The 12,554-nt window shown below is 69.0% G+C and carries 10 protein-coding genes; all 10 read right to left on the bottom strand.

The genetic code is table 11. The features are described 5' to 3' along the window. Positions 1-162: 162 nt before the first annotated feature. Entirely contained in the window at positions 163-1,113 is a 951-nt protein-coding gene (gene gshB, locus QZ500_RS10230; RefSeq protein ID WP_295854680.1) for a glutathione synthase, read from the bottom strand. A 44-nt stretch (positions 1,114-1,157) separates the two neighbouring features. After that, positions 1,158-2,351 (bottom strand): benzoate/H(+) symporter BenE family transporter, encoded by a 1,194-nt coding sequence (locus tag QZ500_RS10225; protein WP_295854676.1) that lies wholly within the window; start codon positions 2,349-2,351, stop codon positions 1,158-1,160. Positions 2,352-2,354: 3 nt separating this feature from the next. Beyond that, positions 2,355-4,223 carry a potassium transporter Kup gene (locus QZ500_RS10220; protein ID WP_295854675.1) on the bottom strand — a complete coding sequence of 623 codons (1,869 nt, stop codon included), beginning with the start codon at positions 4,221-4,223 and terminating at the stop codon, positions 2,355-2,357. A 115-nt stretch (positions 4,224-4,338) separates the two neighbouring features. Continuing rightward, positions 4,339-5,631 carry a glutamate--cysteine ligase gene (gshA, locus tag QZ500_RS10215; protein WP_295854672.1) on the bottom strand — a complete coding sequence of 431 codons (1,293 nt, stop codon included), beginning with the start codon at positions 5,629-5,631 and terminating at the stop codon, positions 4,339-4,341. Positions 5,632-5,773: 142 nt separating this feature from the next. Next, positions 5,774-7,054: a glutamate-5-semialdehyde dehydrogenase gene (locus tag QZ500_RS10210; protein WP_295854669.1), complete on the bottom strand. Its 1,281-nt coding sequence runs from the start codon at positions 7,052-7,054 to the stop codon at positions 5,774-5,776. Positions 7,055-7,089: 35 nt separating this feature from the next. Then, positions 7,090-8,160 (bottom strand): DNA polymerase III subunit delta, encoded by a 1,071-nt coding sequence (holA, locus tag QZ500_RS10205; protein ID WP_295854667.1) that lies wholly within the window; start codon positions 8,158-8,160, stop codon positions 7,090-7,092. Continuing rightward, positions 8,160-8,663, bottom strand: a complete 504-nt coding sequence (lptE, locus tag QZ500_RS10200) for an LPS assembly lipoprotein LptE (protein ID WP_295854664.1) — start codon at positions 8,661-8,663, stop codon at positions 8,160-8,162. The genes holA and lptE overlap by 1 nt, the downstream gene beginning before the upstream one ends. A gap of 26 nt (positions 8,664-8,689) precedes the next feature. Further along, positions 8,690-11,368: a leucine--tRNA ligase gene (leuS, locus tag QZ500_RS10195; RefSeq protein WP_295854661.1), complete on the bottom strand. Its 2,679-nt coding sequence runs from the start codon at positions 11,366-11,368 to the stop codon at positions 8,690-8,692. An 81-nt stretch (positions 11,369-11,449) separates the two neighbouring features. Continuing rightward, positions 11,450-11,902: a biopolymer transporter ExbD gene (locus QZ500_RS10190; protein ID WP_295854656.1), complete on the bottom strand. Its 453-nt coding sequence runs from the start codon at positions 11,900-11,902 to the stop codon at positions 11,450-11,452. A 25-nt stretch (positions 11,903-11,927) separates the two neighbouring features. Next, on the bottom strand, positions 11,928-12,542 hold the full coding sequence (locus QZ500_RS10185) for a MotA/TolQ/ExbB proton channel family protein (RefSeq protein ID WP_295854653.1): 615 nt from the start codon (positions 12,540-12,542) through the stop codon (positions 11,928-11,930). Between the last annotated feature and the right edge of the window lie 12 nt (positions 12,543-12,554).

Here is a 12,554-nt window from a genome sequence, read left to right as displayed (position 1 = left end):
CGGTTTTTCCACCCATCCAGACAAATCTTTCGACCCGCCTGAAAAAGAATCCCGACACCACCTCATCAACCCCGCCCCGCCAACTGCCACCGGAAAACTCCAGGCCGCTGCAGCGAAGCCCTCGAATGTAGCACAGGTTTACAGCGTTTCTAACTTACTGACTTAAGCCGCTATCGAATTCTCGAAGGCGTCGGCGTACATCGCAGCTACGTCGAATCCAGCCTGCTGATGAATCTCCTGGAAGCAGGTGGGGCTGGTTACGTTGATTTCGGTCACGTTATGTCCGATCACGTCCAGCCCCACCAGTAGAAGGCCGCGCTCCATCAGCAGCGGACCCAAGGCCTCCGCAGTCGCACGGTCCTGTGGCGTCAGCGGTTGCGCGACGCCCCTCCCGCCTGCGGCGAGATTGCCGCGCACCTCGCCCCCCTGGGGGATGCGGGCGAGGCAGAACGGTGCAGGCTTGCCGCCGATGATCAGCACCCGCTTGTCGCCTTCGGCAATGGCGGGCAGGAACTTCTGCACCATGACGGTCGTATCGCCGTTTCGGTTGAGCGTCTCGATGATTGCGCCCAGGTTCAACCCGTCGTCTTTCACGCGGAAGATGCCCATGCCGCCCATGCCGTCGAGCGGCTTGAGGATGACGTCGCGGTGCTCTGCATGGAACGCGCGGATCGCGGCCGCATCGCGGGTGACCAGCGTCGGCCCGATGAACTGCGGGAACTCCATGATCGCCAGCTTCTCGGGATGGTCGCGCAGCGCCCGCGGCTTGTTGAAGACGCGGGCACCTTCACGTTCGGCCTGCTCCAGCAGGTGGGTCGCGTAGAAGTATTCGGAGTCGAACGGCGGGTCCTTGCGCATCAGGACCGCGCCGAAGCGGTGCAGCGGCTGCGGCTCGGTCACCGGACTGGCCGCGAACCAGTCCTGTGCATCGCCGGTGAGGCGGAGTTCGCGGACCCGGGCAGTGACGACACCGCCGCTCTGCCACGCCAGGTCCTGCGGCTCGCAGGCCGCCAGCGTGTGCCCGCGCCGCTGGAACTCGCGCATCATGGCGAAGGTGGTGTCCTTGTAGATCTTGAAGGACTCGAGCGGATCGGCGATGAAGAGCAGGTGCATGGGGCGGACGCTTGCTGAAGAGGGGACGGCCGCCGCACCGGACATCAGGCGCGGGGCTGGGCGCGATATTGTTGTACGAACAGCGCGATCGCGCCGGCGACCACGCCCCAGAAGGCTGAGCCGATGCCGGCGATGACCACGCCGCTCAGGGTGACCAGGAACGTGATGAGCGCCGCCTCGCGATGCCGCTCGTCGTGCAGGGCGGCCTGCAGGCCGCTGCCGATCGTCCCGAGCAGCGCCAGGCCGGCGATGGCCGCCACCAGCTCGGCCGGGAAGGCGGTCAACAGACCGGTGACCGCCACCCCGAAGATGCCGAGCAGCAGGTAGATCAACCCGCAGCTCACTGCCGCCGTGTAGCGGCGGTCCGGATCGGGATGGGCCTCCCGGCCCATGCAGATGGCGGCGGTGATCGCACTGAGGTTGAGGGCGAACGCACCGAACGGCGCCAGCACCAGCGTGGCGATGCCCGTCAGCGTGACGATCCGCGAGACGGGCAGGTCATAGCCGGCCGCCCGGATCGCCGCGACGCCCGGCAGGTTCTGCGATGCCATGGTGACGATGAAAAGCGGGAGCGCCAGCCCGATGCACGACTGCCACGAGAAGACCGGCATCGTGAATACCGGAGTCGCCAAGGAAAAATGCACTTCAGCGCCCGCCAGCTCTCCGCGAGCAGCTACGAAAAAGATAGCAACTACCAAAGTCCAGGGCACTGCGTAGCGGGGCGCCAGGCGCCGGCCGAGCAGATAGGCCAGCAGCATGGCGACGACCAGCGGCAACGCCGTCTGCGCGGCGGTGAACGCCTGCAGGCCGAAGCGCGCCAGCACGCCGGCGAGCAGCGCCGATGCCAGGGCGACGGGGATGCGGTTCATCGTCCGCTCGAACCAGCCGGTCGCGCCGGCAACAACCACCAGTGCGGCCGAGACCATGAAGGCGCCGACCGCCTCGCCCATGCCGAAACCCGCGCCCGCGGTCGCCAGCACCGCGGCGCCCGGCGTGCTCCACGCGACCATGACCGGCTTGCGCCACCAGAGCGACGGCACCGCGGTGCAGAGCCCCATCCCGATCCCCAGCGCCCAGACCCAGGAAGTGATGACCTCGGGCGTCGCGCCGAACGCCCGCGCCGCCTGGAAGACGATCGCGATCGAGCTGGTGAAGCCGACCAGCACCGCGACGAAGCCGGCGGTCGCCGCCGACAGGCTCAGGTCGCGGAAGACGCTGCGGCGGACGCGCTCGGCCACGCCTCAGATCTCGATCTTCGAGCCCATCTCGACCACCGCGTTGCTCGGCAGATTGAGGAAGTCGGCGGCCGCGCTGGCGTTGTGGTGCATCTGCGCGAACAGCTTTTCGCGCCAGGGCGCCATGCCGCTGCCGATGGTCGGGATGACGGTGTCGCGCGACAGGAAATAGCTGGTGGTCATGGCGTCGAGCGTGCAGCCGTGGCGGCGCAGCTGGGCCAGTGCCTGCGGGATGTCCGGATCGTCCTTGAAGCCGTAGTGGATCACCACCTGCCAGCAGTTGTCGTCCAGCGGCTGCACGTCCAGGCGGCGCTCCGGCCCGATCCGCGGCACCTCATGGCTGCGGACGGTGACGAAGATGTTCTGCGCGTGCAGTACTTTGTTGTGCTTGAGGTTGTGCAGCATCGCGTTGGGCACGGTGCCGGGCTCGGCGGTAAGGAACACGGCGGTGCCGTCGACCCGGGTGGGCGGATGCACGAAGACCGCCTCGAGGAAGGCCGGCAGCTCGATCGCGTCCTCGCGCAGCTTGGTGTTGAGCAGCTCGCGGCCGCGCTTCCAGGTCGTCATGAGCGTGAACACCGCGCCGCCGATCAGCAGCGGGAACCAGCCGCCGGCGAACAGCTTGAGCAAATTCGACGAGAAGAAGGCCAGATCGATCACGAAGAACACGCCGGTCGCGCCGATGCACAGCGCCAGCGGGTATTTCCAGCCGTAGCGGATCACGAAGAAGGTCAGCACCGTGGTGATCAGCATGTCGAGCGTGACCGCAATGCCGTAGGCGGCCGCCAGGTTGCTCGACGAGCGGAACATCACCACCGCCAGCACGATCGCGACGAACAGACCCCAGTTGACGAAGGGGATGTAGATCTGGCCGGTATCGCGTTCGCTGGTGTGCTCGATGTTGAGCCGCGGCAGGTAGCCTAGCTGGATCACCTGCTTGGTGATGCTGAAGGCGCCGGAGATCAGCGCCTGCGAGGCGATCACCGTCGCCATCGTGGCCAACAGCACCAGCGGCACCAGCGCCCAGTCCGGAGCCATCTTGAAGAAGGGGTTCTGCACCGCGGTGGGATCGGCCAGCAGCAGCGCGCCCTGGCCGAAGTAGTTGAGCGTGAGCGCCGGCATCACGACCGCGAACCAGGCGATGCGGATCGGCCGCTTGCCGAAGTGGCCGAGGTCGGCGTAGAGCGCCTCGGCACCGGTCACGCACAGCACCATCGCCCCGAGGATGATGAAGGTGACCAGCGGATGCAGCACGATGAAGCGCAGCGCGTAGTACGGGTTCAGCGCCTTCAGGATCTCCGGATGGCCGACGATGTGGCTCACCCCGAGCACCGCGATGGCGCCGAACCAGACCAGTGTGATCGGCCCGAAGAACTTGCCGATGCCGCCGGTGCCGCGCTTCTGCACCGCGAACAGCGCGAAGAGCACGATCAGGGTGAGCGGGATCACGTACTGCCGGAAGGTGGGCGAGACGACCTCCAGCCCCTCGACCGCCGACAGCACCGAGATCGCTGGGGTGATGACCCCGTCGCCGTAGAAGAGCGAGGTGCCGAAGATGCCGATCAGCAGCAGCCCGGCCCGCAGCCGGGGCTTGTCCTTCACCGCGAGCGAGGCCAGCGCCAGCATCGCGACCAGGCCGCCCTCGCCGTTGTTGTCGGCCCGCAGCACCAGCACGACGTACTTCAGCGCGACGATGATCACCAGCGTCCAGAAGAACATCGACAGCACGCCGTAGACGTTCTCGGGCAGGAAGGGGACGTGGCCGGTGTGGAAGACCTCCTTCACCGCATACAGGACGCTGGTTCCGATGTCGCCGTAGACGACACCGATGGCGCCCAGGGTCAGGGCCGGAAGCGAGGATTTGGAGGTGGACACGCGGGCACGGAGCCGGCCCCGGGAGCCGGTCTGGAGCGAGGGGGACCGCTATTGTGCGCCCGGGTCGCAGAAGTGATGTGGCGGCGCAACAACTGGATGCGCCCCCGGCGCAGCGCTATTCGTAGACCTCGGCTTCGGGGTCGGTGGCCTCCAGCTCGTAGCTGGCCGCCAGCATCGCCAGGCGGCCGATCACGCCGTACATGTAGAAGCGGTTGGGCGCCTCGGCAGCGGACTTGCCGCCGGGCTGCATCAGGTGGGCGCTGTCGTCGAAATCCAGCGGGACGACGCTGGCGCCCGGCGAGGCCAGGCTCTCGTCGGGCCCGCGCCGGCCGTTGACCCGGTAGAAGCCGCCGACCACATAGCGGTCCATCATGTAGACGACCGGCTCGGCCGACGCCTTGCCGACGTGTTCCGACGTGGGCACGCCTTCCTGCACGATCAGGTTGCGCGGCAGGGTACCGTCGTCGCCGCGCAGGTCGATGCCGTCGAGGTCGCGGGCGTCCCGCACCGTGGCGACACCGCGGGTCTCGGCTGCCAGCACGCCTTCGCCGGCGTTGTCGGGCTTGACGATGACGAAGGGCTTTTCGCCGATGCCGTATTCCTTGTACTTGCGCCGCACCCGCGCCAGCACCGCATCGACCTGCTCGGCCAGGGTGGCGCGGCCCTCGGGTGCCGCCAGGTCGATGTCGCCGCAGGCGCCGAAGAGCGAATGCACCAGCCAGGGATCGATGCCGAGCATCTTGCCGAAGCGCTTGGACACGTCCTCGTAGTTGCGGAAGTGGGTGCTCTTGCGGCGCACCGTCCAGCCGGCGTGCAGCGGCGGCAGCAGGTACTGCTCGTGCAGGTCCTCGAGGATGCCGGGGGCCCCCGCCGACAGGTCGGTGTTGAGCAGCACGGTGCAGGGGTCGAAATAGCGGGTCGCGAGCCGGCCGCGGATGCGCACCACCGGTTCGAGCGTGACGATCTCGCCGCTGGGCAGCTGGCGCACGGTGGTGTCGGTGATCGTCGGGTCGACCGAGCCGATCCGCACGTTCAGGCCGGCCGAGTGGAAGATCTTCGCCAATTGGGCGACGTTGGCGAGGTAGTCGGGGCTGTCGCTGTGGTTGGCGGGGATCAGCAGCAGGTTGCGGGCTTCCGGGCAGATCTTCTCGATCGCGGCCATGGCCGCCTGCACCGCCAGCGGCACCATCTGGCTGGTGAGGTGGTTCCAGCCGACCGGAAACAGGCTGGTGTCGACCGGGGCGAGCTTGAAGCCGGCATTGCGCAGATCCACCGAGCTGTAGAACGGCGGCGTGTGCTCCATCCACTCCAGCCGGAACCAGCGCTCGATCGCCGGCATGGAGTCGAGGATGCGCTGCTCGAGCTCGTTGATCGGGCCCGTGAGGGCGGTGATGAGATGCGGAACCATGCGGCCCTCTAGTGACTGACAACGACCGACATGCGGCGACTGCGACCGGGTGGCGCAGAGAATTCTAGGAACGCCGGGCCGGCGCCTCCGTGTGCAAGCGTAAGGCGCCGCGCCGCGCCGCGCCGCGGGCGGCGCAGGCGCCTCAGGTGCGGATCTCGCCCTTGCCCAGCACCACCCATTTGAGCGAGGTGAGACCCTCCAGCCCCACCGGACCACGCGCATGGAACTTGTCGGTGCTGATCCCGATTTCTGCGCCCAGGCCGTATTCGAAACCGTCGGCGAAGCGGGTGCTGGCGTTGACCATCACGCTCGCCGAATCGACCTCGCGCAGGAAGCGCTGGGCGTGAATGTGGTCGCGGGTCAGGATCGCGTCGGTGTGGTGCGAGGAATAGCGGTTGATGTGGGCGATCGCCTCGTCCACCCCCTCCACCACCTTGATGCTGATGATCGGCGCGAGGTATTCCTCCGACCAGTCGGCCTCGGTGGCGTCGGCCAGCCGGGCGCCGGGCACGTCGGCCAGGAGGGCGCGCGCCTCGGCGTCGCAGCGCATCTCGACGCCCTTCTCGGCATAGACGGCGCCGATCCGCGGCAGGAACGCCGCCGCCACGCCGCGGGCGACCAGCAGGCCCTCGCTCGCGTTGCAGGGGCTGTACTTCTGGGTCTTGGCGTTGTCGGCGACGGTGACGGCCATCGCGATGTCGCAGGGATCGTCCACATAGGTGTGGCAGTTGCCGTCCAGATGCTTGATGACCGGCACCCTGGCTTCGCGGCTGATCCGCTCGATCAGCGACTTGCCGCCGCGCGGGATGATCACGTCCACGTATTCGGGCATCGCGATCAGCCGGCCGACCGCCTCGCGGTCGGTGGTGGCGACCAGCTGCACCGCCTCGGCCGGCAAGCCGGCCTCTTCCAATGCCTGCTGCACCAGCGCGGCCAGCGCCTTGTTGGACTCGATCGCCTCGGAGCCGCCGCGCAGGATCGCCGCATTGCCGCTCTTGATCGACAGGCTCGCCGCCTCGATGGTCACGTTGGGCCGGCTCTCGAACACCATGCCGAAGACGCCGAGCGGCACCCGCATCTGGCCGACCCGGATGCCGCTGGGCTGCTGGCGCAGGCCGGAGATCTCGCCGATAAGTTCGGGCATGGCCGCCAATTGTTCGCACCCCAGGGCGACCGTCTCGATCACGTTGGGCGTGAGCCGCAGCCGGTCGAGCATCGGGCCGGCCAGGCCGGCGGCCTCGCCACGCGCCAGGTCGCGGGCGTTGGCTTCGGCGAGCGGCGCGACGCTCTCCCGCAACCGCCGGGCCAGCGCCTTCAATGCTCTGTTTTTCGTAGCAGCATCCGCACGCGCCATAAGCGCGGACGCCTGTTTGGCCTGCAAACCGAGGGTGGTGACGTATTCGGCGACGTGGAGGGCGTTCATGGACGGGATTTTCTCACGCGCCCTGCCGGGGCGCCTCAGGCCCGGCGGGTGGGCGGCGGCGCGGCGCAGGCCCGGCAGAGCTGCTGCGCCAGCCGGTGCAGCGCCTGCCAGCCGTTCTTCGGCCAGCCGTCCTGCGGCAGGCCCTTGACGATGCCGTCGACCTGGTGCGCCGCCTGCAGCAGCCGGGCGAGGGTGCGGCCGTCGAGCCGGGGCAGCACCCGCTCGAACAGCTTTTCCCGCGGGCCCCAGACGCGCTGCTCGCGCAGCGCCATCGGCAACGGGCGGCCCGCGTCCATCGCGTCGCGCACCCGCTTCAGGCCCCGGATGTCCTCGGCCAGCGTGTAGTGGACCAGCACCTCGGCCTCGCCCTCGGCCTGCAGGCCGTCGAGCATGCGCTGCACCCGCGCGGCCTGGCCGCCGAGCACCGCTTCGGACAGCTTGAACACGTCGTAGCGCGCGACGTTGAGCACCGCCGAGGCGACCTGCTCGGCCGACAGCACGCCGGCCGGGTAGAGCAGCGCGAGCTTCTGGATCTCCTGGTGCGCGGCGAGCAGGTTGCCTTCCACCCGGTCGGCGAAGAACTGCAGGGTGCGGGTGCCCTCCTCGCCCGGCGCCACCTGCTGGCCCTGGGCCTGTAGCCGCTGGGCGATCCACTGCGGCAGCGCGGCGCGCTCGACCGGATCGACCTGCACCGCCACGCCGTTCTGCTCCAGTGCGGCGAACCAGGCACCGCTGCGGGTGGCCTTGTCGAGCCGCGGCAGCAGCACCAGGGTCAGCGTGCCGTCCTGCGCGGCGGCCTGGGCGGCAATCTGCTGCAACGCGGCGCTGCCGTCCTTGCCGGGCTTGCCCGACGGGATGCGGATCTCGACCAGCTGGCGGTCGGCGAAAAGGGACAGCGACCCGCCCGAAGCCAGCACCTCGCTCCAGTCGAAATGCGCGCCGGCGACGGTGTGGACGGTGCGCTCGGCCGGCCCCAGGGCCCGGGCTGCGGCGCGGATCGCGTCGGCTGCCTCCTGCACCAGCAGCGGCTCGTCGCCGTGCACGGTGTAGAGGGGCCGCACCCCCTTCTGCAGGTGGGCCGCGAGCTGCGGCAGCGCGACCTGCATCAGCCGAGCGTCTTGATCGCCGCGAGCCGGCGCAGGATCTGCTGCACCACGTCGGACTGCAGGTTGCGGTAGATCAGCTGCGCTTCCTGCTCCTTGGCGAGCGCCAGGGTTTCGTCGTAGCTCTGGTCCTGCTGCAGCAGCAGTTCGGTCGGCGGCAGCACCTCGACGTCCTGCGGGGTGCGCAGCCGGAAGCGCACCCGCACCCGCAGCTGGAATTCGCGGACCTGGCCGTTGGCGTTGTAGCCGAGGACGACCCGCTCGCGCTGGTCCTGGATGATCTCCAGGATCACGTCGGCGGTGTCGCGCTGCGCCAGGTCCCGGATCACCCGGATCCGGCCGCCGGCCTCCAGGTTGCGGCGCAGCTCGGCGCCGAAGGCCGAGTTCGGGTTGACCGTCAGGTAGATGGTCGAGAACGCGAAGGTCGGCGCCTGGCGCAGCTGGAAGCCGCAGCCCGGCAGCAGTGCCGCGGCGGCGAGGGGGAGCAGGAGGTCACGGCGCTGCATGGCGGACTTTCGGCGGGCGGCGTCGCTCAGACGACCACGTTGACGAGGCGGCCCGGCACGACCACGACCTTCTTCGGCCGGGCGCCGTCGGCGAGCTTGCGGTAGGTTTCGTTGGCGAGGGCGATCTGCTCGATCGCCTCCTTCGACGCACCGGCCGGCACCAGGATCGAGCCGCGAAGCTTGCCGTTGACCTGCAGCATCAGTTCGAGCTCGTCCTGCTGCAGCGCCGATTCGTCGACCTTCGGCCAGGCGGCGTCGAGCAGGTGGCCGAGTTCGCCGGCATAGCCGAGCTGCTTCCAGAGTGCATCGGCGATGTGCGGCGTGGCCGGGTAGAGCACCCGCAGCAGGATGCCGAAGCCCTCGATCAGCGCGACCTCGGCGCCGGGCGTGCCCTGCGCCTTGAAGTCCTCCAGCGCGTTGAGCAGCTTCATCGCGCCGGAGACGACGGTGTTGTACTGCATGCGCTGGTAGTCGTAGTCCACCTGCTTGAGCACGGTGTGCACTTCCAGCCGCAGCGCCTTGGCTTCCTTGCCGAATTCGACATCTTTCAGGCTGCTGGCGCCCGCCACGCTCGCGTTGGCAGCTACTGAATCGATAGCAGACAGCTTGACGCCGAAGTTCCAGACCCGGCGCAGGAAGCGGTAGCTGCCCTCGACCGCGGCGTCGTTCCATTCCAGCGTCGCCTCGGGCGGCGCGGTGAACATGGTGTAGAGCCGGGCCGTGTCGGCGCCGTACTTCTCGATCAGGTCCTGCGGGTCCACGCCGTTGTTCTTCGACTTGGACATGGTGCCCACGCCCTCGTAGTCGATCGGCGTGCCGGCGGGCAGCGCGCCCACCGCGTTCTTCAGCTTCGCGCCGACGATCTTGCCGCCCTCGTCCAGCACGTGTTCCACGTCGTGCGGCCAGAAATATTCCTTGGCGCCCTTCTCGGTGCGGCGGGAATAGATGTGGTTGAGCACCATGCCCTGGGTGAGGAGTTTGGTGAACGGCTCGTCGATGTTCACCAGCCCCAGGTCGCGCATCACCTTGGTCCAGAAGCGGGCGTAGAGCAGGTGCAGGATCGCGTGCTCGATGCCGCCGATGTACTGGTCCATCGGCATCCAGTAGCGGGCGCCGTCGGCGACCATCGCCTGGTCGTTCTGCGGATCGCAGTAGCGCATGAAGTACCACGACGAATCGACGAAGGTGTCCATCGTGTCGGTCTCGCGCCGGGCGGGCTTGCCGCAATGCGGGCAGACGACGCCGGCGTGGAATGCCTCGGACTTGACGAGCGGATTGCCGCTGCCGTCGGGCACCAGGTCCACCGGCAGCACCACCGGCAGGTCCTGTTCGGGCACCGGCACGGCGCCGCAGTCCTCGCAGTGGATGATCGGGATCGGCGTGCCCCAGTAGCGCTGGCGCGAGACGCCCCAGTCGCGCAGCCGCCAGGTGGTCTTCTTCTCGCCCAGGCCGCGGACCTGCAGGGCGTGGGCGACCGCATCGACCGCTTCGGGGTAGGACAGACCGCTGAAGGTGTCGGAATTGACGGTGACGCCCTCGGTCTTGTCGGCGTACCAGTCCTGCCAGCGGTGGTAGTCGTAGTGCTCGCCGTCGACCAGCACCACCTGCCGGATCGGCAGGCCGTACTTCTGCGCGAAGGCGAAGTCGCGCTCGTCGTGGGCCGGCACGCCCATCACCGCGCCGTCGCCGTAGCTCATCAGCACGTAGTTGCCGACCCAGACATCCACCGGCTCTTCCATGAACGGGTGGATCACCGTCAGGCCGGTGCGCACGCCCTTCTTCTCCTGCGTGGCGAGTTCGGCCTCGGTGGTGCCGCCGGCCTTGCATTCCGCGATGAAGGCGGCGACCTCGGGGTTGGTCTTCGCGGCGTGCTGCGCGAGCGGGTGCTCGGGCGCCACGGCGCAGAAGGTCACGCCCATGATCGTGTCGGCGCGGGTGGTGAAGACGTACATCTTCCCGTCACCGATCAGCGCGCCGCTCTCGTCCGCGATCGTGTGCGGGAAGGCGAAGCGCACGCCGGTCGACTTGCCGATCCAGTTCTCCTGCATCAGCCGGACCCTCTCGGGCCAGCCGGGCAGCTCGTTCTGCACATGGCCGAGCAGTTCCTCGGCGTAGTCGGTGATCTTCAGGTAGTAGCCCGGGATCTCGCGCTTTTCCACCAGCGCGCCGGTGCGCCAGCCGCGGCCGTCGATCACCTGCTCGTTGGCCAGCACCGTCTGGTCCACCGGGTCCCAGTTGACGACCTGGGTCTTGCGGTAGGCGATGCCCTTTTCCAGCATCTTCAGGAACAGCCACTGGTTCCACTTGTAGTAGGCCGGGTCGCAGGTGGCGACCTCGCGCGACCAGTCGATCGCCAGCCCCATCGCCTGCATCTGGCGCTTCATGTAGGCGATGTTGTCGTAGGTCCACTGCGCCGGCGGCACGCCGTTCTTCAGCGCCGCGTTCTCCGCCGGCAGGCCGAAGGCGTCCCAGCCCATCGGCATCAAGACGTTGTAGCCCTTCATCCGCAGGCTGCGGGTGAGCATGTCGTTGATCGTGTAGTTGCGCACATGGCCCATGTGCAGCTTGCCGCTCGGGTACGGCAGCATCGAGCAGGCGTAGAACTTCGGGCGGTCGGCGTCCTCGGACACGCGGTAGGCGTCGCGGGCGGTCCAGTCGGCCTGCGCGGCGCGCTCGACCTCGGTGTGGTGGTATTTGTCTTGCATCGGAACGGTGGAGGAGCCGGGGCGCCGCCGCACGAGCCGCGGCAGGCGTGCCGCGGGGCGCGGCGGACGACGCCCGCGATTTTAGGGTTTCCGCCCGTCGGTCACCGGCGCGGCGGGCGACGGCGCCTCGGCCATGAAGCCGATGCGCGAGAGCCCGGCCTTCTGCGCCAGGCCGAGCAGTGCGACCACCCGGCCGTAGGGCACGGCGGCATCGGCGCGCAGCTGCAGCTCGGTCGCCGCATCGTGCTGTGCGGCATCGGCGAGGCGGGCGGCGAGCGCGGCGTCGCCGATCGGCTGGTCGTCCAGGAATACGGCGCCCTCGCGATTCACCAACAGCTTCAGCGGTGCCTGCGGCGACGGCGCGGCCGCAGCCGATACGGCGCGCGGCAGGTCGAGCCGGATGCTGCTGGCCAAGAGCGGCGCGGTGAGCAGGAAGATCACCACCAGCACCAGCATCACGTCGACCAGCGGGGTGACGTTGATCTCGCCGATCGGCGCGGGGCGCTCGTCGCGGTGCAGGCGTCCGAAGGCCATGGCGATGGAGGCGGCGGCGCCGGGATCAGGCCGCCGGCGGCAGATCGCGCAGGTCGTGCGCGAAGCCTTCCAGCTCGGCCTCGATGCGGCCGATGCGGCGGCCGAACAGGTTGTAGGCAAGCACCGCGGGGATGGCGACCGCGAGGCCCGCGGCGGTCATCACCAGCGCCTCGCCCACCGGCCCGGCGATGCGCTCGATGGTGATCTGGCCAGCACCGGCGATGTCGGCCAGCGCATGGTGGATACCCCACACCGTGCCCAGCAGCCCGATGAAGGGTGCGACCGCCCCGGTGCTGGCGAGCAGCACCTGGCCGAACTGCAGCCGGTCGGCCGCGACATGCAGGGCGCTGCGCAGCAGGCGGGTACGGTGCTGCGCCTGCGCGGCCGGCCCCTCGAGCGCCGCGAGGAACGGCACGATCCAGCCCTGCGGATCGAAGGCCGGCACCGTGCGCCGCGCCTCGGCCGGCGACGGCGCCTGCCAGAACGCGGCGATGCCGCGCAGCACGCCCATGCGCGCACGCGCGAGCAGCCAGGCCTTCCAGGCGATAATCACCCAGCTCGCGATCGACAGCAGCAGCAGCGCCACGGCCACCGTGCGGCTCACGCCGTCGCCCTGCGTCCAGAACGCGGTGGCGTCCATCGGCCTGCGCGC

Origin of the sequence: uncultured Xylophilus sp. (genome assembly GCA_913776965.1) — a bacterium.
In the GTDB taxonomy this organism is placed as follows: domain Bacteria; phylum Pseudomonadota; class Gammaproteobacteria; order Burkholderiales; family Burkholderiaceae_C; genus Xylophilus.
The sequence above is the reverse complement of the archived record's forward strand: the minus strand, read 5'-3'. Positions and strand labels throughout refer to the sequence as shown.

Excerpts from the sequence above, each read along its gene's own strand:
- gshA (WP_295854672.1), bottom strand. The coding sequence starts at position 5,631 with ATGGTTCCGCATCTCATCACCGCCCTCACGGGCCCGATCAACGAGCTC.
- lptE (WP_295854664.1), bottom strand. The coding sequence starts at position 8,663 with ATGCAGCGCCGTGACCTCCTGCTCCCCCTCGCCGCCGCGGCACTGCTG.
- QZ500_RS10190 (WP_295854656.1), bottom strand. The coding sequence starts at position 11,902 with ATGGCCTTCGGACGCCTGCACCGCGACGAGCGCCCCGCGCCGATCGGC.
- holA (WP_295854667.1), bottom strand. The coding sequence starts at position 8,160 with ATGCAGGTCGCGCTGCCGCAGCTCGCGGCCCACCTGCAGAAGGGGGTG.
- leuS (WP_295854661.1), bottom strand. The coding sequence starts at position 11,368 with ATGCAAGACAAATACCACCACACCGAGGTCGAGCGCGCCGCGCAGGCC.
- gshB (WP_295854680.1), bottom strand. The coding sequence starts at position 1,113 with ATGCACCTGCTCTTCATCGCCGATCCGCTCGAGTCCTTCAAGATCTAC.
- QZ500_RS10185 (WP_295854653.1), bottom strand. The coding sequence starts at position 12,542 with ATGGACGCCACCGCGTTCTGGACGCAGGGCGACGGCGTGAGCCGCACG.
- QZ500_RS10210 (WP_295854669.1), bottom strand. The coding sequence starts at position 7,054 with ATGAACGCCCTCCACGTCGCCGAATACGTCACCACCCTCGGTTTGCAG.